Source organism: Burkholderia sp. 22313 (genome assembly GCF_052045245.1).
GTDB lineage: Bacteria > Pseudomonadota > Gammaproteobacteria > Burkholderiales > Burkholderiaceae > Burkholderia.
The window spans coordinates 331,550-356,537 of sequence record NZ_JBQEON010000001.1; the positions used below are offsets into that span (position 1 = coordinate 331,550).

The window sequence follows — 24,988 nt, forward strand, 5'->3', positions numbered from 1 at the left end:
GCAACCCTGCTCGCAATGGGGGTTCCCCGGATCACTTATCATACCGGCCAGGCAATTCGCGACGAAAGGCAGATCATGTTTACAGGCATTGTTCAGGGTGTTGGCGTCATCAAGGCCATCAAGGATCACGGCGAACTGAGAACGTTCAGCATCGAATTTCCCGAGCGGTTTACCGCCGACATCGAGATCGGCGCGAGCGTGTCGGTCGACGGCGTCTGCCTGACGGTGACGACCATCCACTCCCCGGCGCTGATCGACTTCGACGTGATGTTGCCGAGCCTGAGAATCACCACGCTGGCCGACCTGACGACCGGCGCCCGGATCAACGTCGAACGGGCCGCGAAGGACGGCGCGGAAATCGGCGGACATCCGCTGTCCGGTCACGTCGATTTCATGGGGACGATCCTGCACATCGCATCGTCCGAGCACAACCGGATGATCCGCATCGGCGTGCCCGCCGAGTTCAAGCGCTATGTGTTCGCGAAGGGCTATATCGCGATCAACGGCTGCAGCCTGACCGTGTCGGACGTCAATCGCGACGAAGGCTGGTTCGACGTCTGGCTGATTCCCGAAACGCGCCGCGCGACCACCTTCGATACGAAGGGTGTCGACGACCGGATCAATATCGAGATCGAGCGCAGCACGCAGGTCGTCGTGGATACGATCCGCGAGTCGGTCAAGGAGACGCTCGGCGAGCTGAGCGGAATCGTGACGACGTTGCTGGCCGACAAGGGCATCGATATCGAGGAACTGCTTGCGCGGAATGTCGCGAAGCTGCCGAAGGAATAACGAGCGCTCCGGTTAACGGCGATCCGCGGGATCGCCGGATCTCGGCTGCCGGCCGCCCGTCACGGTCGACCGCCCCGCACACCGCCGTCACTCCGCCTCGACCCGCACCCCCTTCCCCACCGCCACCCGCTGCGCGCGATAGATCCCCGCGTGTCCGGAAAACAGATACGCGACCACGCACGCCACGATCGCATACACGCCGATATCCGCGCCGAACAGCTCGATCGCCATGATCGTCGATGCGATCGGCGTATTGGCCGCGCCCGCGAACACCGCGACGAAACCGAGCCCCGCGAGCACCGGCACCGGCAGCGCGAGCACCTGCCCCAGCGCATTGCCCAGCGTCGCGCCGATATAGAACAGCGGCGTCACTTCGCCGCCCTTGAACCCGGAAGCGAGCGTGACGACGGTAAACGCGAATTTGCCCGCGAAGTCGTAAACCGGCAGCGGCCCGTGAAACGCGGCCTCGATCGTCGGAATCCCGAGACCGAGATACTGCGGCACGTTGAGCGCGGTGGCGGCAACCGCCACCATCACGCCACCCAGTACCGGCTGCAGCGGCGCGTAGCGGACGACACGCCGGAACCATGCGGTCAGCGCATGCGTGGCGAACGCGAACAACCGGCCGACGACGCCGAACGCGATGCCCGCGACGACGGCCGCGGCGAACCGCGTCGCCGATACCGCCGGCACGAACGGAATCGCATACACGGTGTGATGCACGCCCCACGCGCGGCACACGACGTCCGCGACGATCGCCGACGCCACGCACGTGAGCAGCGCGTCGTACCGGACCCGGCCGATCGCCAGCACCTCGAGCCCGAATACGGCACCCGCGAGCGGCGTGCCGAACACCGACGAGAACCCGGCGGCAATCCCGCCCATCAACAGCACGCGCCGATGCTCGCGATCGAGACGAAACAGGTGCGTAACGCGATCGGCGAGCGCGCCGCCCATCTGCACGGCCGTGCCCTCGCGCCCGGCCGACCCGCCGAACAGGTGCGTGACGACGGTCGCGACGAGCACGAGCGGCGCCATCCGCTTCGGCACGAGCGCCTTCGGGTCGTGAATCTCGTCGATCAGCAGGTTATTGCCGCGCGCAACCGACTGGCCGAACCGGTGGTAGACCCAGCCCGTCGCAAAGCCGGCCGCCGGCAGCCCCCACAACAGCCACGGATGCGCGACACGCGTGCCGGTCGCCCAGTCGAGCGCGATCAGGAACAGCGCGGAAGCCGTGCCGGCCAGCGCGCCGAGCAGGGCCGAGAGCGCGAGCCAGCGGCACACGTAGCGCACGGTCGCGAAAAAATCGGCAGAAGTCGAGAAAAACATGATTTCCAGATTCGACAGGACATCAAAACCTGGGCGGCAGAATACCGCATGGACGGCCTGCGACCTCCTGACAACCCAGGAACACGCAGGCATCATCAGCCGGGCCAACCGGCGGTTGAGGGCCGAACCGCGCGCGCAATGCGCCGGGATCGACCGCAGGGAGGCATGCCATCTCCGCAACGCGCCATTGTAAGCGACGCCCCGCTTCGCACGCAACGGGGCCAGGCCGGACCGGCAAACGGCAGCCGGCAGCCAGCCGCGGCGGCGGCGGCGCGCCGTCAGTCGAACGGCACGCGCGTCACGCGCGAGATCAGCTGGGGCGCGATCCGGTCGAGCGGCAGGATCGCCGACGCCGCGCCGATCGCGGCGGCCGCCTTCGGCATCCCGTAGACGGCGCTGGTCGCCTCGTCCTGCGCGATCGTGTAGCAGCCCTTCGCGCGCATCGCCTTGAGCCCAAGCGCGCCGTCGCGCCCCATCCCGGTCAGCAGCACGCCGAGCGCGTCGCCCTGCCAGCCGTCGGCGACGCTGTTGAAGAACACGTCGATCGACGGCCGGTACGGCGTCTCGGCCGGACACCGCGTATAGCCGAGCACGCCGCGCGGCGACAGGCACAGGTGATCGTTGGTCGCCGCGAGCAGCACCTCGCCCGCCTGCGGCACGCTGCCCTGCCGCGCGACCCGCACGGGCAGCCGCGTATGGCCGTCGAGCCACTCCGCCATGCCGAGCGCGAACGCCTGGTCGACGTGCTGCACGATCACGAGCGCGGCCGGAAAATCGGCCGGCAGCGCGCGCAGCAATGCGGTCAGCGCGGTCGGGCCGCCCGCCGACGCGCCGATCGCGATCAGCGTCGGCAGGCCGCGCGCGGGCGCCGGCCCGGGCGGCACGAGCGTCGCGGTCCGGCTTTCGAGCAGCCGGCCGATCTGGTCGATCTTCGCGAGCAGCGGCTGCGGCGCCGCATCGGACGGCAGGCCGAGCGCGAGCGTCGGCGTGTCGACCGCATCGAGCGCGCCGGCGCCCATCGCCTCGTACACCGACGACGTGTTCGCGCTGACGCTCGCGGTCACGATCAGGATCGCGCATGGCGCACGCGCCATGATCTGCCGCGTCGCGGCCACGCCGTCGAGCTTCGGCATCACGAGATCCATCAGCACGAGGTCGGGCGGATGCGCGACGCAGAAATCCACCGCCTCGTCGCCATCGGTCGCCACCCACAGCACGCGGTGATCGGTGCGCCGCGCGATCACGCGGCGCAGCGTCTCGACGGCAAGCGGCAGGTCGTTGACGATGCCGATGTTCATGCGCGCGCCTCCCCGATCAGATCGTGCACCGCATCGAGCAGCGCCTCGTCGTGGAAACTGCTCTTCGCGAGGTAGTAGTCGGCGCCGGCGTCGAGCCCGCGCCGGCGATCCTCGTCGCGATCCTTGTACGACACGATCATCACCGGCACACGCTTGAGCAGCGGGTCGCCCTTGATCAGCGTGACGAGCTCGATGCCGTCCATGCGCGGCATGTCGACGTCGGTGACGACCAGGTCGAACGCGTCGCTGCGCACCGCGTTCCAGCCGTCCATCCCGTCGACCGCGACGGTCACGTCGTAGCCGCGCTTTTCCAGCAGCTTGCGTTCGAGTTCGCGCACCGTCAGCGAATCGTCGACGACGAGCACGCGGCGGCGCCGGGCGGCGAGCGCGAGCTGCGGGTCGCGCGTGAGCTTCGCGAGCTGGCCGCCGCGCACGAGCTTGTCGACCGAGCGGATCAGGTCCTCGACATCGACGATCAACACCGGGTCGCCGTTCTCGAGCAACGCGCCGGCCGCGATGTTCTGGATCTTGTTCAGGCGGCTGTCGAGCGGCTGCACGACGAGCATCCGTTCGCCGAGGAAGCGATCGACGGCGACGCCATACAACTCGGGCTCGCCGCCGACGACCACGACCGCCGTGCTCGCACGCGCGGCGTCGGGCTCGCCCGCATCGAGCAGCTGATGCGCGGCGACGAGGCCCGCACGCCGGCCGTCGAACGGAAAATGCGGCTGCCCTTCGAGCACGTCGATGTCGTCGTGCGCGAGCTCGAGCGTGCGGCGCACGTGCGCGAGCGGGAACGCATACGGTTCGCCGCCGACCTCGACCAGCAGGCTGCGAATCACCGACAGCGTGAGCGGCAACTGCAGCACGAAGCGCATGCCCGCACCGGGCTCGTTGAAGATGCGCACCGCGCCGCGCACGCCGCGCACCATCTCCTGCACCGCGTCGAGGCCGACGCCGCGCCCCGACACGTCGGTCACCGCGTCGCGCATCGAGAAGCCCGGCAGCAGCAGGAATTCCAGCAGTTCGGGATCGGACAGCCGCGCGGCGGTCTCGTCGTCGGTCAGGCGCTGGCGCACGACGGCCGCGCGCAACGCATCCATGTCGACGCCCGGCCCGTCGTCGATCACGCTGACGAGCAACGAGCCGGCGCTGTGGCGCGCCTCGAGCGTCACGCTCGCCTCGGCCGGCTTGCCGCGCGCGCGGCGCGCGTCGGGGGGCTCGACGCCGTGATCCATCGCATTGCGCAGCAAATGGCCGAGCGGCGCGTCGAGCAGGTCGAGGATGTCGCGGTCGACCTGCGTGCCTTCGCCGACGATCGAGAAGCGCACCTGCTTGCCGAGCGAGCGCGCGAGATCGCGGACGATGCGCGGATACGCGCGCGTCGCGTCGCCGAACGGCCGCATCCGGCACTGCAGCGCCTCGTCGTACAGCTGCTCGGCGATATGCGTGCTGCGCCGCTCGAAGCGATCGAATTCGTCCATGCGCTCGGCGAGCGAGCGCTGCAGGTCGTTGAGCATGTGCCGCACTTCGTTCACCGACGCGAGCACGCCCGCGTCGAGATCGTCGGCGAACTGTTCGTACAACAGATCGAGCGAACGGGCCGCATCGCGCTGCGCGCGCTTCACGCGCAGCATCGATTCCGCGAATGGCTTAAGCCAGCGCGATTCGACGAGCGACTCGCCGGACAGGCTCAGCAGCCGGTTCAAGGTATCGGCCCGCACGCGGCGCATCGCCCCCGCACCGGCCGCGCGGCCGGCCTGGGCCGGATCCGGCACGGCCGCCGACACGGCGAGCGGCGGCACCGCGGCGCCGGCCCCGACCGGCTCGTTCGCCGCGTTGTCGTGCTCGCGAAACGGCACGACGAACGGCGGCGGCGCGGCATAGGCCGAGGCCGAGGCCGCCATCGCGTGCGCGCCGTCGGCACCCGTCAGCGCCAGCGCGAACGCCTCGATCTCCGTCGACGACACCGGCTGCGACTGCGGATCGGCGACGCGCACCAGCAGGTCGACGCCCGCGAGCAGCACGTCGACATGCGTGGCCGTCAGCGCGATCGTGCCGGCCTGCGCGGCGACGAAGCATTCTTCCATGCGCCCCGCGATGTCGACGCCGAGCGGCACGCCGACGATGCGCGCGGCGCCCTTCAGCGAATGCGCGGCGCGCATGCACGCCTCGAGCGCGGCGGAATCCGGTTCGCCCGACTCGAGCGCGAGCAGGCGCTCGGACAGCGCCTGGGTCTGCGTGCGCGTCTCCTCGCGATACAGCTCGAGCAGCGACAGGTGGCTCAGATCGTCATCGCCGCTCATCGCATGCTCCGCGTGACGGCATCGAACAGCCGATCGTCGTCCAGCAGGCCGACCGACTTGCCGCGCCACGACAGCACGCCGCGCGACAGGCCGGCGCTCGCGCGCCCGACCGTCGCCGGCACGGGCACCCAATCGGATGCGCCGACGCGCAGCACGCCCTCGACTTCGTCGACCGGAAACACGACCGGATCGCCCTGGTGCGCGGCGACCAGCAAGCGCGTGAAGCGGCCGTCCGCGTTGCCGCCGCGGCCCTTGCCCGCGTCGAGGCCGAGCAGCGCGCCGATCGAGATCGCGATGCGCAGCGTGCCGCGAATGTTGACCACGCCCCGCACGGCCGAATGACGGCGATGCGGGAGCGAATGAATCGGCCGCGTGCCGGCGATCTCGCGCAGCACGCCGATCGGCAGCGCGAGCCATTCGTCGGCGACGCGAAACGCCAGCGCCGCCTGGTGCGTATCGTCGTCGCCGTGCACGCCGGCCCCGTCGAACGCGCTGATCCGCCGCGTGGCGTCGGCCATCTCGGCGACGTCGAGCGGACGCTCGAGCAGGTGCGCCGCGTGCGACGCGTAGACCGGGCAGTTCAGGCAGCGCAGGCAGTCGGCCAGGCGCGCGCACGTGCGGTCGCCGCGCGTGCCGATCCGGTTCCAGCAATCGTCGACGCCGATCGTCGTGTCGTCAGCGGCAACGGCGTCGCGGTTCATTCTTTCCTCGGTCATCCCGATGTCGGCTCCCAACCCGTATCCTCATTATCCGGCCGAGCGGCGCGCACGCTCGAGCAGCCATTGCGCGCCGGCGCCATCGCCGCCGACGTCGAGCAAGGTCGCGAGATGCGTCAGCGCTTCGTGATGCGTGGGCTGCAGATACAGCGCCTTCCGGTAGAAGTCGCCCGCTTCCGCGACACGCCCGCGCGCATCCGCGATCAGTCCGTTCAGGTAGAACGCGTCCGCGTGCGGTCCGGCATGCGCGGAAAACCGCGCGAGCACGCGCTCGGCGTCGTCGAAGGCCCCCGCGTTGGCCAGCGCCTGCGCTTCCTCGAGCGTCGGTGCGGCGCTGTCGGCGACCGGCGCCGCCGGTGCGGGTGCATGGGCCGCATGGGCCGCATGCGGCGCGCGGGCGGTATCGGCCGTGCCGGTCAGCGAGTCGATGCGCAACTCGGCCAGCGGCTCGAACGCGGGCGGATGCTCGACCGGCACGCTCGCGGCGCGCGACGGCGCGGCACCGGTCCACGTCGGCGGCACGACCGCCAGCAGCGGGCGCGCGGCGGGTGCCGGCGCGACCGCGAAGCGCTCCGCACGCCGGAATGGCGCGACCGCGGGCATCGGCGCCGCGTGCCGCGACGCGTACCCGTCCACCGCGCCGCGTTGCGCGCGATGGAACGCGAACGCCAGCGGCACGCGCGCCGAGCGCATCCCGTGCCGCATCGCGACGCCGGTTTCGGCCGGACCGACGAACAGCATCCCGTCGTCGGCGAGCCATCCGTCGAGCGAATCGATCACGCGATCCTGCGCGTCGCGGTCGAAATAGATCAGCACGTTGCGGCAGAACACGAAGTCGTAGCGGATGCCCGTATCCGCGCCCGGTTCGACCAGGTTCGCCTGCCGAAACTGCACGCACGCGCGCACGCGTTCGTCGAGCAGCCAGCCGTCGGCGGCCGCGGTGAAGTAGCGGGCGCGAAACTCGGTCGCCGTGCCGCGAAACGCATTGCGCCCGTAGCAGCCGAGCCGAGCCTGTTCGATCGCGCGCGCACTCAGGTCGATCGCGTCGATCGTGAAACTGGCCGGATCGAGCCCGGCGTCGAGCAGCGCCATCGCCGCCGAATACGGCTCCTCGCCGGTCGAGCACGGTGCGCTCAGCACGCGGATCACGCGCCCGGGCGTCGCGGCAAGCCGCTCGGCGGCGAGCCGCGCGAGGGTCGCGAAGGCCTCGCGATCGCGGAAGAACCACGTTTCCGGCACGACGAACAGTTCGATCAGGGCACGCCGCTCGTCGGCCGATGCGTTGAGCTGCTGCCAGTACGCATCGAGCGCTTCCGGCGTGACGGACGGGCGCGCCGCCGACGGCAGCCGCTCGCCGTCGCCCTGCAGCGCGTGCACGCGCTCGGTGAGCGCGCGGCTCAGGAAATCGTTGCCGAGCGAATCGGGATCGATGCCGGTCTCGCGCAGCAGCCAGCCGCGAAATCGCGAATCGGACGCTTTCATGCAGGCTCCCCTCCGTGGCCCGGCAGGCCGTCGAACAGATACAGGCGCGCAACGTCGTCGATCAGGTCGGACACCGAGACCTGCTGCACGATCCCGTCGGGCGTGTTCGCGACGCGCCCGAGCCAGCGCGTGCGCGCGGTCGATACGCCGCTGGCGCGGAACGCGGTACGGTCGATCCGCAGCGTCCGCGTCGCGCGCTCGACGATCAGCCCGATCACGCGCTCGCGATCGACCTGCCCGACGCGGTAGCGGACCATCACCAGCCGCGTCGAGCGCAGCGCATGCGCGCGCCGCCCGAGCGCCAGCATCGGCACGTCGATCACGGGCACCGGCTGACCGCCGCGCATCAGCAGCCCGGCGATCCATTCGGGCGCACCGGGCACGGCCTTGGTCGTCGCGAGCGGCAACACCTCGTCGATGTCGGCCGCGTCGAGCGCATAACGCTCGCCGTCGAGCTCGAACATCAGGAACAGCGCGTGCACGCCGCCGTGCGACTCGACGCGCGTCACGCGTCGACCTTGAAGCGCGACACGCTGGTGCGCAACTGGTTCGCGACGAGCGTCAGGTCGTCGATCGCCTGCGACGACTGGCGCAGCGATTCGGCCGTCTGCTGCGCGGCTTCCGACAGTTGCGACAGCGCCTGGGTGATCTGCTCGGCACCGTTCGCCTGCGTCTGCATCCCTTCGTTGACCATCTGGAAGCGCGGCGCGAGCGTCTGCACTTCGGCGATGATCTGCGAAAGCTGCCCGCCGACCTGCTGCACGTCGAGCATGCCGCGGCGCACTTCCTCGGAGAACTTGTCCATCCCCATCACGCCCGCCGACACCGCCGACTGGATCTCCTTCACCGTCTGCTCGATATCGTAGGTCGCCACGGCCGTCTGGTCGGCGAGACGGCGGATCTCGGTCGCGACGACCGCGAAGCCGCGGCCGTACTCGCCGGCCTTCTCGGCCTCGATCGCCGCGTTCAGCGACAGCAGGTTGGTCTGGTCGGCCACCTTGGTGATCGTCGCGACGACCTGGTTGATGTTCAGCGCCTTCTCGTTGAGGATCGCCAGCTTCGCGTTCACCGAGCCGGCCGCGTCCATCACGCTGCGCATCGTATCGCCCATCCGCGTGAGGCCGCTCTGGCTCACGCCCGCGAGCGTCGCCGACTGCTCGGCCACGCCGGCCACCTCGTTCATCGTGCGCAGCAAATCGCGCGACGTCGCGAAGATCTCGCGGGACGTCGCGCCGATCTCGGTCGTCGTCGCCGCGGTTTCGTTGGCGGTCGCCTGCTGCTCGCGCGACGTCGCCGCGATCTCGGCGACCGATGTCGTCACCTGCAGCGACGACTGCTGCGCGCGCGCGACGAGCCCGGTCAGTTCGTCGGCCATCCGGTTGAAGCCGGTCTCGAGCGTGCCGAATTCGTCGCGGCGGCGCAGGTCGAGGCGGTGTGTCAGGTTGCCGGTGCGCATCACGTCGTGCACCTCGACGAGCCGCGCCATCGGTACGGTGACCGAACGGTACAGCCCGTAGCCCAGCCCCAGCGCCGACAGCAGCACGATCGCCAGCGCGATCGCGAGGACGACCTCGGTGTCCTGCACGGATTCGCGGATCAGCTTCGCGGACTGGTCGGCGAACTTGCGGTTCTCCTGCACCAGGATATTCGCGTTGCGCACGACCTCGGCCCACGAAGGCTGCACCTTCGCGTAGGCGGCGACGGCCTCTTCGCGCGACACGCGGCTCTTCTGCACCGCGTCGTTCAGCAGCGGCAGGTAGCGGTCGAACGAGCCTCGAAAGGTCGCGAAGCGCTGGCGGTCGTCATCGCGAAACGTCGTGTTCTGGTAGTCGACCGACAACGACTCGACGTCCTTGAGCGCGTCGCCGATCTTCGCGAAATCGCGCTGCACGAGTTCGGGATCGGTATCGACGAACGTCGCCTGCTGCAGCAGCGCGAACGATTCGTTGACCGACCCGCGCAACGATGCGGCGAGATAGACGCCGGGCAGCGAGTCGCGCTCGATGCTGACGGCTTCGCCGTTGATCGCGCGCAGACGCTCGTAGGACACGCCAGCGGTCACCAGCATCAGGACGAACAACACGCCGAAACTGAACAGGATGCGGTTGCCGAGCGTCAGCCGGGCGGCGGCGCCGAGCGTCGGATGCAGGCTTTCATTGGTCGCACGGGGTGTCACGGTGGCCATGTTCGTTATGGGCTTTCCAAATTCAGCGTTAAAAAAACCGCGCCCGCCCGCGCGCCGGACGGCGCGCCACGAGCGCATCGGGGTCTCTCGGGCAGCGCGGCACCGGCGGGCCGCACCGCGAAATCACCGCTCCGCTTGTGCCGGCAGCCGAAGCGCGACCATGAAGCCGCGCGCCGTATTGCGCATCAGGATCTGGCCGCGATGCCGCGCGGCCGTCGCGCGGACGAACGCGAGCCCGAGGCCGAAACCGCCGCGGGCCGCGCCATGCGCGGACTCGAGCCGCACGAACGACTCGGTCGCCGCCGCGCGCTGTTCGGGCACGATGCCGGCGCCGGCGTCCTCGACGCCGATCAGCCAGGCGCCGTCGTCGTCGCGCAGCGTGCAGTGGACGTCCGTGCCGGCCGGACCGTACTTCAGCCCGTTGTCGATCAGGTTCGCGACCGCGCGCGTGAGCATCATGCGGTCGCCCATCGTCACGCACTCGGTGTCGGGCACGTGGGCGACGACGCGGCTGCCGAACCCGGCCGCCTTCTCCCACAGCTGGTCGACGGCATCGAGCACGATCTCGTTGAGGCTCAGGACCTCGTGCGCACGGCGTTCGGACCGCGCGCGGGTCAGGTGGATGAAACCGTCGGCGAGCGCGAGCGCGCGCCGCGCGTGGCCGGCAATGCGTTCCATGATCGCCGGCATGTCGCCGTGCTCGGTCCGGTAGACCTCGAGCAGCGCGAGGATCGACGTCTGCGGCGAACGCATGTCGTGCGACAGGAAGTCCAGCGCTTCGTCGCGCTGCCGTGACATCAGGTACGAATTCGAGTGATAGCGGATGCGTGCGGTGAGTTCCATCGCGTCCGGGAGTTTCACGAGATAGTCGTTCGCGCCGGCGATGAACGCCTCGCGCTTGACGATCGGCTCTTCCTTCGCCGACAGCACGATGATCGGCACGCGTGCGGTGTCGGCGTCCGCGCGCCACGCGCGAACGAGATCGAGACCGTCGATTTCCGGCATCACGAGATCCTGCAGGATGACCGTCGGCTTCACGTCGCGCGCGACCGCCATCGCCCGGTGCGCGTCGGTGCACACATGCAGGTCGATATCGTGCTCGCCGCGCAGCGCGCGGCGGATCACCTCTCCGACGAACGGCTGATCGTCGACGAGCAGAACCGATAGCCCCGATTCAAGGCAATCCGGCGCATTATCACCGCTCGATTCTTTCATAAATACCGTTTCAAACGCCAAATCTCCAATTGATTATTTCACAGGAGTTGTTTATACGACTTGGACGCCATCTTGATTTGGCAGCGGGTAATTCCGCCTGGTATCGCCGATCTGGCCTGTCGGCATTGCCTCGCGGGGATCCGGGCGCCGATTTTCCCCGTCGACGGCCGCATTACCTCCGCGCGCTTTCTCTCAATAAAAATAACCGGCTGATTCTAAATGAAATTGGAACACAGCATCTATCTCCTTCCGGTTTAGTTTTGCCAAATATGGTGAAAGAGCGCGATTCAGATAAATCAGATCATTTCCGGAATCGAAAGACGGGAACGTTTGCACAGCCGGCGCCGCGAGTTTGCATGCGCTGCAAGGCTGGATGGCCGAATGTATCGGGACCGGATTCCAATGCACCGGAATCGGAGAAATGGCGGGGGAAAAGTCGCGCGCCGCGACCGGGCGGCCGCGACGCGGAGGCCGGGCGTCCGGCCGGCAAGAACGACGACATGGCCGGCGGTGCGGGCGAGGGCCGCCCGCTCGGCGGCTACCCGCGCGCGTGTTGCGCGGACACTTCCTGCAGGTCGAGGTCGCGCTCGAGCATGTGCAGCATCTCGTCGTGGATGTGGCCGGAACGATGCAGACGCAACAGTTCCGTACGCCCAGCCTTGATCGCGGCCAGCACGACGTCGTAGTGCGCGATGCGGACCTCCGCCGGATAGGCCGGCTCGTTCTTCGCCCGCTCGGTCAGTTCCGCGCGATACGTGTATTGCTCCAGCAGGCGCGGGTGAATCACCTTGCCGCTCTCGTCGCGCACCAGCGGCTGGATCGCCGCGAGCTGCGCGGCCTCGACATGCGCCCACGCCTGCGGCTCGGTCAGGTGATGCGCGGCGCGCTCGTCGCGTTGCGGCAGGCGCAGCAGCCGGATCAGCGGCCCGATGGTCGTGCCCTGCAGCAGCACGGTGACGAGGATCACCGCGAACGACGCGACCAGGATCAGGTCGCGGCCTGGCATCGTCTCCGGCAACGACAGCGCGATCGCCAGCGTCACGACCCCGCGCATGCCGGCCCAGCTCATGATCGTCGCCGCCTTCCAGTCGGGCGCGGCACCGCGCCGAACGATCCCGCGCACCGGCACCTTCAGCGCCTCGACCGCATAGATCCACACGAAGCGCGACACGACCACCGCCGCCAGCACCGCAAGCACCGGTGGCACCATCGTGGCGAGCACCTGCTCGAAGCCGCCGAGCCGGTGTATCGCGCCGCGCAGCGACAGTCCGATCAGCACGAACACCATCGATTCGAGCAGGAACACGATGACCTGCCAGAACGCGGTGCCGCGCGTGCGCACCGCGGCCGAGAACACTTCATGCTGATGCCAGCCGACGATCATGCCGGCCGTGACCGTCGCGATCACGCCCGACACCTCGACCATTTCGCCCGCGATGTACGCGATCCAGCCGGCGATCACCGCAACGGTGACCACCAGATAGTCGTCGTCGAGCAATTTCAGGAACCACACGACGAGCTTGCCGACCAGGAAGCCGACCACGACACCGCCGAGCCCGAGTTCCGCGAAGCGCACGACCGCGTGCTCGAGACTGAATGCGCCCGTCAACGCGGCCGCGACCGCGAAGCGGAACAGCACCAGGCCCGCCGCGTCGTTCAGCAGGCTCTCCCCTTCGAGCAGCACCATCAGCCGGCGCGGCAGCGCGACGCGTTCGAGCACCGCCTTCGCCGCCACCGCATCGGGCGGCGACACGATCGCACCGAGCGCGAAGCACGCGGCCCACGGCAGCGACGGCACGACCCAGTGCACCGCAAAGCCGACCGCGAACGTCGTAAACACCACCGCACCGATCGCGAGCATCAGGATGCCGCCGACGTTGCGCTTGAACTCTTCCCACACGGAGAAGTACGCGCCGTCCATCAGCAGCGGCGGCAGGAACACGAGCAGCACGAGTTCCGGATCGAGGTTGATCGGCGGCAGGCCGGGGATGAACGCGATGCCGATACCGCCGAGCAGCAGCGCGGCCGCGGGCGGCAACCGCAACCGCTTGGCGATGCATTCGAGCGCGACGATCGCGAGGAATGACAACAGAACCAGCTTGAATGCCGAGACGGGGGACATGAATCGACCTCGTGAAGAATGAATGCGCATGCCAGCCGGTGTCGCACCCCGGTTGGCGATTTCGCGCGATTACATCACGATGCGATGCTTGCGGTCGAGCCCGTTCGGCCGGCGCGGCGCGACGTCGTCACGCTTGCGCGCGCGGCACCGCCGTCGCGCCCCGCGCGTACGCCGCAACGAAAACGGCACGTGGGCCGGCGCGTTGCGCCCGCCCGCGTGCCGCCGCGGCAGCGCGCCGCCTGGCCGTTGCGCTAGCGCCGCCGCACGACCATCAGCCGCGGCTCGGTCATGTCCTCGATCGCGTAGCGGATCCCTTCGCGGCCGAGCCCCGAATCCTTCACGCCGCCGTACGGCATGTTGTCGACGCGGAACGACGGCACGTCGTTGATCACGACGCCGCCCACCTCCAGTTCGTCCCACGCGCGCTGCGCATGCGCGAGCGAATCGGTGAACACGCCGGCCTGCAGCCCGAAGTCGCTGTCGTTCACGCGCGCGAGCGCATCGTCGAAGCGGTCGAACTTCTCGAGGATCGCGACCGGGCCGAACGCCTCCTTGCGGTACAGGTCCTGTTCGCGGCCGACGTTCTCCAGCAGCGTCGCCTCGAACATCGCGCCGTCGACCTTGCCGCCCGCGACGATCTTCGCGCCCGCCGCGACAGCCGCCTCCATCCAGCCCGACAACCGGCGCGACTCGGATTCGGAGATCATCGGGCCGACGAACGTCGACGGATCCTTCGGATCGCCCATCTTCAGCGCACGCGTCTTTGCGATCAGCTTGTCGCGCAGCGCGTCGTACAGGTCGGCATGCACGAGGATCCGCTGCACGCCGATGCAGCTCTGGCCCGACTGGTAGTACGCGCCGAACGCGAGACGCTCGACCACGTAGTCGAGCTGCGCGCGCTGGTCCGCGTCGACGATCGCCGCCGCGTTGCCGCCGAGCTCCAGCACGACTTTCTTCTTGCCGGCCTTTTCCTTCAGCGCCCAGCCCACGGCCGGCGAGCCGGTAAACGACAGCAGCTTGAAACGCGCATCGGTCGTGAACAGGTCCGCGCCGTCGCGATGGGCGGGCAGCACCGAGAACGCGCCCTTCGGCAGGTCGGTTTCCGCGAGCACCTCGCCGATGATCAGCGCGCCGATCGGCGTGCGGCTCGCGGGCTTCAGCACGAACGGACAGCCCGCGGCCAGCGCGGGCGCGACCTTGTGCGCGGCGAGGTTCAGCGGGAAGTTGAACGGCGAGATGAACGAGCACGGGCCGATCGGCACGCGCCGCGTATAGCCGGTGTAGCCTTGCGCGCGCGCCGAGATCTCGAGATTGATGACTTCGCCGTCGATCCGCACGGCTTCCTCGGACGCGACGCGAAACGTATCGATCAGCCGCGTCACTTCGCCCTTCGAATCGTTGATCGGCTTGCCGGCCTCGATGCACAGCGCCTCGGCCAGCTCGTCGAAACGCTCGCGAAAGCGCGCGACGCAGTGGTCGAGCACCGCCTGCCGCCGGTAGGCCGGCAGCTCGCGCATCGGCTTCGCGGCCGCCACCGCCGCGCCGATGGCCGCATCGATCGCCTTCGCGTCGGCCAGCGCGACGCGCGTCGCGACCTTGCCGCTGAACTTGTCGGTCACGTCCAGATCGGTGTTCGCGTAGACGGCTTCGTTGGCCAGATAGTACGGATAGGTATCCTTCAGCATGGAACGCTCCTTCCGGTGAACTGCGGATTCAGAGTTGCGCCGACAGGCGCTTGATTTCGCGGTTGAGCACGCGCTCGTTGTCCGAATAGTCGATCGGCACGTCGATCACGTGCACGCCCGGTGTCGCAAAGCAGTCGCGCAGCAGCGGCTCGAGATCGTCGGCCGCTTCGACGCGATGCCCGTGCGCGCCGTAGCTCCGTGCATACGACACGAAATCGGGGTTCTGCAGCGTCATCGCGAAATCGGGGAAATTCATGTTTTCCTGCTTCCAGCGGATCATCCCGAACGCATCGTCGCGCAGGATCATCACGACGATGTCGAGCTTCAGCCGCACCGCCGTTTCGAGTTCCTGCGAATTCATCATGAAGCCGCCGTCGCCGCACACCGCGATCACCTTGCGCTGCGGATGCACGATCTTCGTCGCGATCGCCGACGGCAGGCCCGCGCCCATCGACGCGAGCGCGTTGTCGAGCAGCAGCGAGTTCGGTTCGTGCGCACGCCAGTAGCGCGCGAACCAGATCTTGTACATCCCGTTGTCGAGGCAGACGATCCCGTCGACCGGCAGCGCGTTGTATAGGTCGTTCACGATCCGCACCGGATACATCGGGAAGCGCGGGTCGTGCTGGCCCTTCTGCAGGTGCGCGTCGAAATGCGCCTTGATCATCTTGAAGCGCTCGAAATCCCAGTGCGATTGCGGCGTGACCGCCTCCTTCATCTGCCACACCGCGTTCGCGATGTCGCCGACCACCTCGATCTGCGGGAAATAGACCGGATCGACCTGCGCGCCGAGGAAGTTCACGTGGATCACGGTCTTGTCGTCCGCGCGCATGAAGAACGGCGGCTTCTCGATCACGTCGTGGCCGACGTTGATGATGCAGTCGGCATGCTCGATCGCGCGATGCACGAAGTCGCCGTCGGACAGCGTCGCGTTGCCGAGCCACAGCGGATGCGTTTCGTCGATCACGCCCTTGCCCATCTGCGTCGTGAAGAACGGGATGCCCGTCTTGTCGACGAATTCGAGCAGCATCTTGCAGGTCGTCTTGCGATTGCCGCCCGCGCCGATCATCAACAGCGGGTGGCGCGCGGCCTGGATCGCGTCGATCGCGTGCGCGATCGCCTTCTCCTCGGCCACCGGCCGCCGGCTGTAGCTGCGCGGAATCGGCTTGCCGTCGCCCTCCTCGTGCGCGATGTCTTCCGGCAACTCGAGGTGCGCGGCGCCCGGGCGTTCTTCTTCCGCGCGGCGGAACGCCTCGCGCACCGCCGACGGAATGTTGCCGATCGACACGATCTGCCGCGTGAACTTCGTGAGCGGCTGCATCATGTCGACGACGTCGACGATCTGGAAGTGACCCTGCTTGCTGGACTTGATCGGCTTCTGCCCGGTGATCATCAGCATCGGCATGCCGCCGAGCTGCGCATATGCGGCAGCCGTCACGAAGTTGGTCGCGCCCGGCCCGAGTGTCGCGAGACACACGCCGGTGCGGCCCGTCAGGCGGCCGTAGGTGGCGGCCATGAAGCCGGCCGCCTGCTCGTGCCGGGTCAGCACGAGCTTGATCTTCGAGCGCCGCAGCGATTCGAGCAGATCGAGGTTTTCCTCGCCGGGAATGCCGAACACGTACTCGACGCCTTCGGCTTCCAGCGCCTTCACGAACAGATCCGATGCTTTCATGGGGGACTCTCGGTTGATGCCGCCTGCCCGGCTTACGGGCGCGCGACGTTCGGAACGCGCGCCGGCCTACGGCACGCGGACGCTTTACCTAAGGGCCTGCGTTCCATATGCAAGCAGACCCGAGACACTGACCACGGCACTGCCCGCCGTGCGAAGCAACCTGTGCGACGCACCGCGACGCCTCCTGTGCAGGAGGACAAACGGATCCGCCCGCACGCGGCAAGCCAGACGACAACCAGCGCGCGCGGGCGGCAAGGACGTTTTTGATTGTAGACGGATTCGCGGAATGCCGACTTCGACCGAATGGCCGATCCGGCCTCGACAGGATCGGCCTGACGGCCAATTTGGCCCCAAACGGCGCGCGCCGCCCTACTGTAGGGGCCACCGAATTCCATTCACCGGATTTGTGAACCATGGTTGACATCCTGCAATCCATGCCCTACAGTGCGCCTACATTCAGCATCCGGACCACCGACGTCTTCGACGCATGGTTTGCCAGCCTGCCGGATCGCGTCGCCCGGCGGCGCATCCAGGCGCGCATCGATCGCCTGTCGATGGGCAATCCGGGCGACTGGAAATCCGCCGGCTCCCCCGTCGTCGAAATGCGTATCGACCACGGCCCCGGCTATCGCGTCTATTACGTCAGGCGCGGAACGATATGGGTGATCCTGCTCTGCGGCGGCGACAAATCGACGCAACAGGCGGACATCCGCGCCGCGCACGCGATGCTCGCGCGGCTCGACCTGGAGTGATCGATGGACAAGATCAAGACCCGGCCGTGGGATTCGGCCGAACACCTGAAAACCGACGACGACATGGCCGATTACTTCGAGGCGTGTCTGCAGGAAGCCGGCGACGACCCGGCCTTCATCGCGCATGCGCTCGGCGTGATCGCCCGTGCGCGCGGCATGTCGCAGGTCGCGCGCGACGCGGGCCTGTCGCGCGAAGGGCTGTACAAGGCATTGTCGTACGACGGCAATCCGAGCTTCGGCACGATCCTGAAAGTCATCAAGGCGCTTGGCCTGCAACTGCACGGCGCGAAGGCGCACGCGTGATTGCGCGGCGCGCGGCGGCGGGCGATGCGCGTGCTGCGCACGATGGCTGCCGCCGCGTCAGTGCAGCCAGCCGCCCGCCCAGCGCGGCACCAGCGACACCAGATACAGCCCGAGCCCGATCAGTCCGCCGACCAGCGTGCCGTTGATGCGGATGTATTGCAGGTCCTTGCCGATGTTCAGCTCGATCTGCCGCGACATCTCCCGCGCATCCCAGTTGCGCACCGTATCGCGGATGTGACGCATCAGGAAATCCGCGAAATCCGGCGCCATCTCGTGCACGGCCTTCTCGATGTGCTCGTTCAGCGACGCGCGCAGCGCCGGGCTCTCCGCGAGCCGCGCGCCAAGCCAGCCGCCCAGCGTCGCGGCCTGCCGGTGCAGCGCCGAATCGGGGCGCGCGAGATCGGCCTTCAGCCACGCGCGCAATTGGTCCCACAGATCGCGCGCATACTCGTTGAACGCGTCGCCATCGCGGATGTAGCGCCTGATCTCGTCGCCCTTCGCGATGAAGGCGGGGTCATGCTTGAGCCGTTCGGTCAGCCGCACGACCGTGCGATCGAAGCGCTGCCGCAATTCGTGCTCCGGATCGGCCGCCACGCCTTCGAGCACGCGGCTTACGGCACGCGCGAGCATGCGCGCGCCGTTCTCGCCGAACCACTGCGTCGGCATGATCTTCTCGACCTTCGGGTATTGCGTCTTCAGCCATTCGACGATGAAGCCCGCGATCACCTCGCGGTTCTCCTCCTGGCCGAGCACGTCGACCACCTGTTCGATCGCATCGTCGAGCAGCGCCTGGTGGCGGCCGTCCTTCGTCAGCGTATCGAGGATCGCGCCGGCCGACTGCGACAGGTCGATCCGGTCGATCACCGCACGAAACGCATCGTGGACGAACGACTGGATCCGCGCGTCGTCGGTCATGTCGAGCGCGAAGCTCATCAGCTTCGTCACGTAGCCGCCGAGCGCGTCGGTATTCGCCGGCTCGCCGAGCCACGCGCCGAGCTTCTGCGCCGGGTCGTGCTGGCGGATCTGCGCGGCAAGCGCATCGGGCCCGAGGAATTTCTCGCGCACGAAACTCGCGAGGTTGTCGGCGATCTTGTCCTTGTTCTTCGGGATGATCTCCGTGTGGCGCGACACGAACGGGATCGGCACGCGGCGGAACAGCGCGACGACCGCGAACCAGTCGGCGAGCGCGCCGACCATCGCGGCCTCGGCCACCGCCTTGAAACCGTCGACCCATGAGCCGCGCGGCAACAGGATCGTCGTGACGAACACCGCGACGGCGGCCAGCAGCAGCCAGAGCGCGCGGCGCTTGCTGCGTTTCAGTTCGAGGGCTTTGTCTGGCGTCATGGGCGATCGGTTAAACGGCAACGCCGCCAATATGCACCGATCATCGGCCCGCGACAAACCCGCGCGCGTGGCGCGCGCCGGAAAGGGTGTCCGGTACGGGTTGGCTTCTGTCTTCCTTGTCGGGCCAGCCGCACACCGCAGCCCGATACCGGCGCGAACACGGCCTCGACGGCCGCGTTCGCGCACCGCGTCAGAGCAACGTCTTCAGGTTCACCGCCGGATCGGCGAGTTTCACCGGATCGGGCACGGCACCGGCCGCGATCAGCCGCCGCGACGCGCCGATGTCGCGCCCAAGGTTTGCCGCGGCCACCGCCGCGATCTTGCCGTGGTCGTCCAGGCCGAACACCGTAAACGTCCCGCTCGCCGGATCGCCGCGCACGACGGTAGTCCGCTCGCCGCCGAACAGCCCGAGCATCTGCAGGTTGCAGTCGTACTGATCGGACCACAGCCACGGCAGCTCGGCATAGGCTTCGTCCGCACCGAGCAGGTTCGCGGCCGCGACGGCCGGCTGGTTTTCCGCGACCTGCCACGACTCGACGCGCACGTGACGCCCGAGCAGCGGATTGAAGTGCATCGTCACCTCGCCCGTCGCGAAGATCGCGCGATCGGCCGTGCGGCAACCCGCATCGACACGAATCCCGTTGTCGACGTCGAGTCCGGCCGCCTGGGCCAGCTCGACATTGGGCACGACGCCGATGCCGACCACGACGATATCGGCCTGCACGTCGCCGCGATCGGTCTCGACGATCGCGCCGCCGCCCGGCGCGCGCCGAATCGCGCGCGGCAGCGTCGCCATCTGGAAACGCACGCCGCGCGCGTCATGCAGTTGCCGCGCATACGCGCCGACGACTTCCGGCAACGCACGCTGCAGCAAGCGCGCGGCCGGATCGATCACCGTCACGTCGCAACCGAGCTGGCGCGCCGCAGCCGCCACCTCGAGGCCGATGAAGCCGCCGCCGAGCACCGCCACGCGGCGCCCCGGCGCGAGCCGCGCCCGCAGCGCGCGCGCATCGGCCACGGTGCGCACGTAATGCGCGACGATGCCTTCGTCGACCGGCCCGCCGAACGCACGCACCCGCGAACCCGTCGCGAGCACGAGTCGCGCGTACGGCACCGTCGCGCCATCGTCGAGCCGCACACGCTGCGCGTCACGCTCGATCGCATCGACGCGCGTACCGAGCCGCAGCTCGATGCGCTGCGCGTCATACCACGCGGCATCGCGCACGAACGCGCGCTGTTCGCCGCCGTCGCTCAGCAGCGCGTCCTTCGACAACGCGGGCCGGTCGTACGGCAACTCGCGCTCCGCGCCGATCATCACGATGCGCGCGTCGCCATCGCGCGCGCGCAGCGCCTCGGCCGTGCGCCGCGCCGCGTGGCCGGCGCCGACGATCACGAACGGGTCAGTCGACATTGACTTCCACCTGCCCGTCGACGATCCGGACCGGATAGACCCGCACCGGCTCGGTGATCGGCGCGCATTTCGGCGCCCCCGTGCGAATGTCGATCAGCCCCTGGTGCAGCGGGCATTCGACGCAGCCGTCTTCCACATAGCCTTCGGACAAGCGCGCGTGACCGTGCGAACACAGGTCGTGCATCGCGAACAGTTCGTCGCCGATCCGGAACACCGCGATCGGCTTCTGGCCGGCGACGCGCGCCGCCGGTTCGTCTTCGGAGAATTCGTCGAATGCGCCCAGCGGATGCCATTGGGCGAGCGTTGCTTCTGTCATGTCGATTCCTTGGCTGTCAGATCGGGGTCGCGAGCAGCGTCTGCACGCGCGACGTGTCGTAGATCACGCGCTTGGTCTTGTAGCGCAGCCCGTCCGGCGTGCGCACGACCGTGTCGTAGTACTTGCCGGCCTGGTACACGTTCGATTCGCCGTTGCTGCGCGTCTGCACGACCACGTAGTTGCTCTCGGTGTCGATCTCGCCGTCGCGTTGCGCGACGATCGTGAGACCCGACGTCATGTGCCGGTACGTGTGCTCTTCGAAGATGTTCGCGTGCCGCAGCGACACCACGCGATCACGCAGCATCCGCTGGTTCGTGCAGTGGACGATCCCGACCGGCAGCCCGAGATCCGCGTTCTCCTTCGGCACGATCTCGTACGTGCAGTCCTCGGTGAACATTTCCGGCCAGTGTTCGAGCCGGTCGTTGTCGAGGTGGCCGATATAGCAGTTCTGGAGCATGTAAATCTCGAACCACGTCTTCATGTCTTCCGTCAGGTGTTCCATCGTTCCGCGCTCCCGCCTCAATAGCCCATCAGCTTCTGATAACCGACCCAGAACTTGCGGATCAGGCTTTCGGTGATCACCGTGTCCTGCTGGTCCGGATTGCCGCGCGACATCTCGATCACCGACGTCGCGTCGGCATCGCGCACCGTGCCGCGCTGCACGAGTTCGGTCGCCTCGGTGTCTTCCATCGAGATATAGCCGGCCGGCCCGACCAGGTTCGCCTGCTTGATGCGCAGCGCGCGCAGTTCGGGCGTGTCGTCCGCGTAGCCGAAGAAGTGGAAGATCAGCTCGAAGTTGTCCGGCCCCTTCGGCAGGATCTGCCGCGCGACCAGCGTGTTGTGGATCTGCTGGATCACGAGCTGCGGGAAGATCGGCTGGATATGGTTCGTGCAGTCCTCGTCGTATTCCGACACGAGATCGAGGATCGACTCGTCCTCCAGATGGAAGCCCTCGTCGAACGAACGGATGTTCTGCTGCTTGTACGCGGCCGACGTGTCGTCGCCCGTCTTCGTCACCGTGATGATGCTGTGCAGCCCGTGGTTCGCATCCGGAATCGAGCGCGCCTTCATCCCGACGCGGAAGATGTTGAAGGTCGTATGGAACAGGTGCAGCATGCTCGCGTGATACGGATCCTTCACGTTCTCCATGTACAGCTTCCAGTTCGACTTCGAATACTGGCGCGTGCAGCCGAGATACTCGATCGGCTTGTGGAAGATCCGGTCGATCCACGGCCGCATCTGCTCGCCGAGATAGTCCGGCAGCGGCATCACGTCGTCGCTGAAGGTCGCGAACACGAGCCCGCGATAGCTGTCGACGCGCAGCTTGCGCAGCCCGTGCTGCTTCGGGTCGAAGTCGGCCGGCATCCCGGTCATGCCCTTCTGGCCGCGCCGGAACGGCACGCCGAGCAGGTTGCCCTGGTTGTCGAAGCTCCACTGGTGATACACGCACGTATGCGAGCTCGCGTTGCCGCGCGACTTGCGGCAGACCTGCGCGCCGCGGTGCGCGCAGCGGTTCACCCACGCGGACAGCGTGCCGTCCTCGGTGCGCGTGACGACGACCGGCGTATCGCCGACGAACGTGCTCTTGAAGTCGCCGGCGTTCGGGATTTCCGCTTCCAGCGCGACGAAATTCCAGGTCGGCCCGCGGAAGATGCGTTCCTGCTCGCGATCGTAGACCGCGCGCGAGCTGAACACCTTGTACGGCACGCGCGAGCCGTCGTCGTGCGGAAAGTGCACGTCGGACGCGTCGTCGCGCGCGGCGAATACGACGGGCGATTCTGTCTGCTCCATGTCGGACTCCTTGTGGTTCCGTTTCGTTGATTGCATGGAGCCCATTTTTGAAAAGCTAATATTCGGCGTCTATCCGGAAAGTGCGATTGCGGCGGCGCAATATCCACTTTCGGCGGATTTCTGCGCTAGCATGGCGACACACGCGACGCCGCGCACGATCACGCCCCATTCGTCGGATCGAAGCGCGCGTTGTCCATACCAAGGCCGATGCCCATGTCCCCAACGTCGTTCGAGCCGCTCGCGCTGCGCGCGCACCGGCTGTTCGAATCCCGCGATCTCGACGAGACGCGCGAGCGGATCTCGCGCGTGATGCAGCCGCACGCGCTGCTGCCAAGCGGCCGCGTGCACGGCGCATCGCACATGGATTTCGTCCGGCTCGGCGGGCTCGGAATGGGCACCATCGCGTTCGGCGACGCGATGCGCGTGCAGGTCGACGCCGTCGACGGCTATTACCTGCTGATGTTCTGCCTGTCCGGGCAGGCGGAAGTGCACGCGATGGGGCGCCGGCTCGGCGTGGACGGGCAGACGGGCGTGCTGTGCGCGCCCGGCGAGCGCTTCGACGCGGTGCTGTCCGCCGACTGCGAGCAGTTCGTGCTGCGCATCGACGCGGCGACCGTCGGCTCGCTGACCGGCGACCCGCGCGCGACGCTCGACCCCGTGCTGCACATCAGCGACACCGCGCTCGCCGCGTGGCGCCAGCAATTGATGCTGGTCGCCCGCTCGCCCGAACTGCTCGAACGCGCGAACGCCAATCCGCGCGTCGCGTCGCAGCTCGAGCACCTGCTGATCGACCTGCTGATCGAAGGCCACCCGACGTCGGCGCTGAGCGCACGCCACGATCCGGCACCGGGCTTCGTGCGGCGCGCGCAGGAATTCGTGAACGCACACTACGCGCAGCCGCTGCAGCTGGCCGATATCGTCCAGGCGGCCAACGTGCCCGAGCGGACGCTGCGCGACGCGTTCCTGCAGTTCCGCGGGATGAGCCCGATGCAATACCTGCGCGCGACGCGGCTCGATCATGCGCGGGAGTTGCTGCGCGGGTCGGTGTCCGAGCGACGGGTCGCCGATATCGCCCTCGACTGCGGGTTCATGCACCTCGGACGGTTCGCGATCGCGTATCGGGAGAAGTTCGGCGAATCGCCGTCGGAGACGCTCGAGGGGACGCGGCAGGCGGGCGCGGGCTGACGGGCCCTGGGCCCGGCGGCCCGATGACTGGCCGATCCAGCCGGCCTGCCTCTGGTCGCTGCGGACGTCACCGGCGCATGACATCGCGTCGCGATACCCTCTCCGCATTCGGCCCGGCACGCTGAAATAGACCGTTAGTTGCAGTTAAGACACAAACGGCAGCCCCTGCGCCGCCGGCACGATCATTTCCCGCGCGATCGCACAGAACGCGGTCGTCGCGGCGCTTTCGCCGTGCAGCCGGCGGCTCATGATGATCGGCGACGTCGCCGTGGGTTCCGGCAGCCGCCGGTAGACGACACCCTTCACGCGCACGCCTTCGACGCTTTCCGGCACCAGCGACACGCCCACCTGCGCGGCGACGAGCCCGAGCGCCGTCTGCAGTTCGCGCACCTCGTGAACGGCCGCCGGCACGAGCGCGCCGTCGCGCAAGGCCGACAGTTGCTGGTCCGCGAAGCTCGGCCGCGGCGTGCTCGGATAGACGATCAGCGTCTCGTTCGCGATGTCCGCGAGCGTCAGCGGCCGGTCCGGATCCGCGAGCGGATGGCCGGCCGGCAAGGCCGCGATCAGCTTTTCCTCGATCAGCGCTTCGCGCACGAGCTGGTCGTCGTCGAAACGCAGGCGGCCGAATCCGACATCGATCCGCCCGCCCTTCAGCGCGCCGAGCTGCTCGAGCGTGAACATTTCGATCAGCGACAGCTCGACGCCCGGCTGCGCCTCGCGAAACGCGCGGATCACGTCCGGCAGCGCGCCATAGAGCGTCGACGGCACGAAGCCGATCACGATCCGCTCCGACAACTGCGCGAGCCGGCGCGTCAGCGGGCCGAGCTCGTCCGCCTGCTCGACGACCCGCCTCGCCTGCGCATAAAACACGCGGCCCGCGTCGGTCAGCTTCAGCGGCCGCGCGCCGCGCTCGAACAGCGGCAACCCGACTTCGTCCTCGACCGCCTGGAGCTGGCGGCTCAGCGGCGGCTGCGTCATGTGCAGCCGCTCCGCCGCCCGCGTGATGTTCATTTCCTCCGCGACGGCGATGAAGTACCGGAGCTGGCGCAATTCCATTTCATGCCTCAAAGGTATGGAAGTAGTCGGAAAG

General features: G+C 68.2%; 21 protein-coding genes and 1 riboswitch. Of the genes, 4 read left to right on the forward strand and 17 right to left on the reverse strand.

The window, feature by feature from the left end:
* Positions 1 to 75 precede the first annotated feature (75 nt).
* Positions 76 to 789 carry a riboflavin synthase subunit alpha gene (locus tag ACTJKF_RS01395; protein WP_440621750.1) on the forward strand — a complete coding sequence of 238 codons (714 nt, stop codon included), beginning with the start codon at positions 76 to 78 and terminating at the stop codon, positions 787 to 789.
* Positions 790 to 876: 87 nt separating this feature from the next.
* On the opposite strand, the gene ACTJKF_RS01400 is transcribed toward ACTJKF_RS01395, so the two are convergent.
* From ACTJKF_RS01400 to ACTJKF_RS01450, 11 genes are all read right to left on the reverse strand, one after another.
* Positions 877 to 2,118: a voltage-gated chloride channel family protein gene (locus ACTJKF_RS01400; protein ID WP_440621751.1), complete on the reverse strand. Its 1,242-nt coding sequence runs from the start codon at positions 2,116 to 2,118 to the stop codon at positions 877 to 879.
* 79 nt (positions 2,119 to 2,197) lie between these two features.
* A riboswitch (Fluoride riboswitch) is annotated at positions 2,198 to 2,303 on the reverse strand.
* A 93-nt stretch (positions 2,304 to 2,396) separates the two neighbouring features.
* On the reverse strand, positions 2,397 to 3,416 hold the full coding sequence (locus ACTJKF_RS01405) for a chemotaxis response regulator protein-glutamate methylesterase (RefSeq protein ID WP_440621752.1): 1,020 nt from the start codon (positions 3,414 to 3,416) through the stop codon (positions 2,397 to 2,399).
* The gene (locus ACTJKF_RS01410; protein ID WP_440621753.1) at positions 3,413 to 5,722 is read right to left on the reverse strand and encodes a hybrid sensor histidine kinase/response regulator; all 2,310 of its coding nucleotides are present in this window, start codon (positions 5,720 to 5,722) and stop codon (positions 3,413 to 3,415) included. Before ACTJKF_RS01410 ends, ACTJKF_RS01405 begins: the two co-directional genes overlap by 4 nt.
* Positions 5,719 to 6,423 (reverse strand): chemotaxis protein CheW, encoded by a 705-nt coding sequence (locus ACTJKF_RS01415; protein ID WP_440621754.1) that lies wholly within the window; start codon positions 6,421 to 6,423, stop codon positions 5,719 to 5,721. The genes ACTJKF_RS01410 and ACTJKF_RS01415 overlap by 4 nt, the downstream gene beginning before the upstream one ends.
* Positions 6,424 to 6,468: 45 nt before the next feature.
* Complete coding sequence (locus ACTJKF_RS01420; protein WP_440621755.1) at positions 6,469 to 7,920, reverse strand: CheR family methyltransferase; 1,452 nt, start codon at positions 7,918 to 7,920, stop codon at positions 6,469 to 6,471.
* Positions 7,917 to 8,429, reverse strand: a complete 513-nt coding sequence (locus ACTJKF_RS01425; protein WP_440621756.1) for a chemotaxis protein CheW — start codon at positions 8,427 to 8,429, stop codon at positions 7,917 to 7,919. The genes ACTJKF_RS01420 and ACTJKF_RS01425 overlap by 4 nt, the downstream gene beginning before the upstream one ends.
* On the reverse strand, positions 8,426 to 10,105 hold the full coding sequence (locus ACTJKF_RS01430; RefSeq protein ID WP_440621757.1) for a methyl-accepting chemotaxis protein: 1,680 nt from the start codon (positions 10,103 to 10,105) through the stop codon (positions 8,426 to 8,428). Before ACTJKF_RS01430 ends, ACTJKF_RS01425 begins: the two co-directional genes overlap by 4 nt.
* 123 nt (positions 10,106 to 10,228) lie before the next feature.
* Entirely contained in the window at positions 10,229 to 11,320 is a 1,092-nt protein-coding gene (locus tag ACTJKF_RS01435; RefSeq protein WP_440621758.1) for a hybrid sensor histidine kinase/response regulator, read from the reverse strand.
* Positions 11,321 to 11,858: 538 nt separating this feature from the next.
* Positions 11,859 to 13,442, reverse strand: coding sequence for a Na+/H+ antiporter (locus ACTJKF_RS01440; protein WP_440621759.1), 1,584 nt, complete (start codon positions 13,440 to 13,442; stop codon positions 11,859 to 11,861).
* 251 nt (positions 13,443 to 13,693) lie between these two features.
* Positions 13,694 to 15,127, reverse strand: coding sequence for an aldehyde dehydrogenase family protein (locus ACTJKF_RS01445; RefSeq protein ID WP_440621760.1), 1,434 nt, complete (start codon positions 15,125 to 15,127; stop codon positions 13,694 to 13,696).
* 28 nt (positions 15,128 to 15,155) lie between these two features.
* Positions 15,156 to 16,796, reverse strand: coding sequence for an acetolactate synthase large subunit (locus ACTJKF_RS01450; RefSeq protein WP_440621762.1), 1,641 nt, complete (start codon positions 16,794 to 16,796; stop codon positions 15,156 to 15,158).
* A gap of 434 nt (positions 16,797 to 17,230) precedes the next feature.
* On the opposite strand from ACTJKF_RS01450, the gene ACTJKF_RS01455 reads away from it, so the two are divergent.
* Together ACTJKF_RS01455 and ACTJKF_RS01460 are read left to right on the forward strand one after the other, a co-directional pair.
* Positions 17,231 to 17,548, forward strand: coding sequence for a type II toxin-antitoxin system RelE/ParE family toxin (locus ACTJKF_RS01455; RefSeq protein ID WP_440621830.1), 318 nt, complete (start codon positions 17,231 to 17,233; stop codon positions 17,546 to 17,548).
* A 3-nt stretch (positions 17,549 to 17,551) separates the two neighbouring features.
* Positions 17,552 to 17,851: an addiction module antidote protein gene (locus tag ACTJKF_RS01460; protein WP_440621763.1), complete on the forward strand. Its 300-nt coding sequence runs from the start codon at positions 17,552 to 17,554 to the stop codon at positions 17,849 to 17,851.
* Between the two features lie 57 nt (positions 17,852 to 17,908).
* Here ACTJKF_RS01460 and ACTJKF_RS01465 read toward each other — a convergent pair whose 3' ends face one another.
* From ACTJKF_RS01465 to andAc, 5 genes are all read right to left on the reverse strand, one after another.
* Complete coding sequence (locus ACTJKF_RS01465) at positions 17,909 to 19,195, reverse strand: DUF445 domain-containing protein (RefSeq protein WP_440621764.1); 1,287 nt, start codon at positions 19,193 to 19,195, stop codon at positions 17,909 to 17,911.
* Between the two features lie 190 nt (positions 19,196 to 19,385).
* On the reverse strand, positions 19,386 to 20,606 hold the full coding sequence (gene andAa, locus ACTJKF_RS01470; RefSeq protein WP_440621765.1) for an anthranilate 1,2-dioxygenase system ferredoxin--NAD(+) reductase: 1,221 nt from the start codon (positions 20,604 to 20,606) through the stop codon (positions 19,386 to 19,388).
* The gene (gene andAb / locus ACTJKF_RS01475; RefSeq protein ID WP_440621766.1) at positions 20,596 to 20,922 is read right to left on the reverse strand and encodes an anthranilate 1,2-dioxygenase ferredoxin subunit AndAb; all 327 of its coding nucleotides are present in this window, start codon (positions 20,920 to 20,922) and stop codon (positions 20,596 to 20,598) included. The genes andAa and andAb overlap by 11 nt, the downstream gene beginning before the upstream one ends.
* A 16-nt stretch (positions 20,923 to 20,938) precedes the next feature.
* Positions 20,939 to 21,424, reverse strand: coding sequence for an anthranilate 1,2-dioxygenase small subunit AndAd (gene andAd, locus ACTJKF_RS01480; protein ID WP_440621767.1), 486 nt, complete (start codon positions 21,422 to 21,424; stop codon positions 20,939 to 20,941).
* 17 nt (positions 21,425 to 21,441) lie between these two features.
* A complete protein-coding gene (gene andAc / locus ACTJKF_RS01485; RefSeq protein ID WP_269503531.1) occupies positions 21,442 to 22,713 on the reverse strand; it encodes an anthranilate 1,2-dioxygenase large subunit AndAc in 1,272 nt (423 codons plus the stop codon).
* A gap of 213 nt (positions 22,714 to 22,926) precedes the next feature.
* Here andAc and andR point away from each other — a divergent pair, with 213 nt between their 5' ends.
* Positions 22,927 to 23,898, forward strand: a complete 972-nt coding sequence (gene andR, locus ACTJKF_RS01490; RefSeq protein ID WP_440621770.1) for an anthranilate 1,2-dioxygenase regulatory protein AndR — start codon at positions 22,927 to 22,929, stop codon at positions 23,896 to 23,898.
* A gap of 144 nt (positions 23,899 to 24,042) precedes the next feature.
* On the opposite strand, the gene ACTJKF_RS01495 is transcribed toward andR, so the two are convergent.
* Complete coding sequence (locus ACTJKF_RS01495; protein ID WP_440621771.1) at positions 24,043 to 24,954, reverse strand: LysR family transcriptional regulator; 912 nt, start codon at positions 24,952 to 24,954, stop codon at positions 24,043 to 24,045.
* Between the last annotated feature and the right edge of the window lie 34 nt (positions 24,955 to 24,988).

Excerpts from the sequence above, each read along its gene's own strand:
- ACTJKF_RS01395 (WP_440621750.1), top strand. The coding sequence starts at position 76 with ATGTTTACAGGCATTGTTCAGGGTGTTGGCGTCATCAAGGCCATCAAG.
- ACTJKF_RS01400 (WP_440621751.1), bottom strand. The coding sequence starts at position 2,118 with ATGTTTTTCTCGACTTCTGCCGATTTTTTCGCGACCGTGCGCTACGTG.
- ACTJKF_RS01405 (WP_440621752.1), bottom strand. The coding sequence starts at position 3,416 with ATGAACATCGGCATCGTCAACGACCTGCCGCTTGCCGTCGAGACGCTG.
- ACTJKF_RS01410 (WP_440621753.1), bottom strand. The coding sequence starts at position 5,722 with ATGAGCGGCGATGACGATCTGAGCCACCTGTCGCTGCTCGAGCTGTAT.
- ACTJKF_RS01415 (WP_440621754.1), bottom strand. The coding sequence starts at position 6,423 with ATGAACCGCGACGCCGTTGCCGCTGACGACACGACGATCGGCGTCGAC.
- ACTJKF_RS01420 (WP_440621755.1), bottom strand. The coding sequence starts at position 7,920 with ATGAAAGCGTCCGATTCGCGATTTCGCGGCTGGCTGCTGCGCGAGACC.
- ACTJKF_RS01430 (WP_440621757.1), bottom strand. The coding sequence starts at position 10,105 with ATGGCCACCGTGACACCCCGTGCGACCAATGAAAGCCTGCATCCGACG.
- ACTJKF_RS01435 (WP_440621758.1), bottom strand. The coding sequence starts at position 11,320 with ATGAAAGAATCGAGCGGTGATAATGCGCCGGATTGCCTTGAATCGGGG.
- ACTJKF_RS01440 (WP_440621759.1), bottom strand. The coding sequence starts at position 13,442 with ATGTCCCCCGTCTCGGCATTCAAGCTGGTTCTGTTGTCATTCCTCGCG.
- ACTJKF_RS01445 (WP_440621760.1), bottom strand. The coding sequence starts at position 15,127 with ATGCTGAAGGATACCTATCCGTACTATCTGGCCAACGAAGCCGTCTAC.
- ACTJKF_RS01450 (WP_440621762.1), bottom strand. The coding sequence starts at position 16,796 with ATGAAAGCATCGGATCTGTTCGTGAAGGCGCTGGAAGCCGAAGGCGTC.
- ACTJKF_RS01455 (WP_440621830.1), top strand. The coding sequence starts at position 17,231 with ATGCCCTACAGTGCGCCTACATTCAGCATCCGGACCACCGACGTCTTC.
- ACTJKF_RS01460 (WP_440621763.1), top strand. The coding sequence starts at position 17,552 with ATGGACAAGATCAAGACCCGGCCGTGGGATTCGGCCGAACACCTGAAA.
- ACTJKF_RS01465 (WP_440621764.1), bottom strand. The coding sequence starts at position 19,195 with ATGACGCCAGACAAAGCCCTCGAACTGAAACGCAGCAAGCGCCGCGCG.
- andAa (WP_440621765.1), bottom strand. The coding sequence starts at position 20,606 with ATGTCGACTGACCCGTTCGTGATCGTCGGCGCCGGCCACGCGGCGCGG.
- andAb (WP_440621766.1), bottom strand. The coding sequence starts at position 20,922 with ATGACAGAAGCAACGCTCGCCCAATGGCATCCGCTGGGCGCATTCGAC.
- andAd (WP_440621767.1), bottom strand. The coding sequence starts at position 21,424 with ATGGAACACCTGACGGAAGACATGAAGACGTGGTTCGAGATTTACATG.
- andAc (WP_269503531.1), bottom strand. The coding sequence starts at position 22,713 with ATGGAGCAGACAGAATCGCCCGTCGTATTCGCCGCGCGCGACGACGCG.
- andR (WP_440621770.1), top strand. The coding sequence starts at position 22,927 with ATGTCCCCAACGTCGTTCGAGCCGCTCGCGCTGCGCGCGCACCGGCTG.
- ACTJKF_RS01495 (WP_440621771.1), bottom strand. The coding sequence starts at position 24,954 with ATGGAATTGCGCCAGCTCCGGTACTTCATCGCCGTCGCGGAGGAAATG.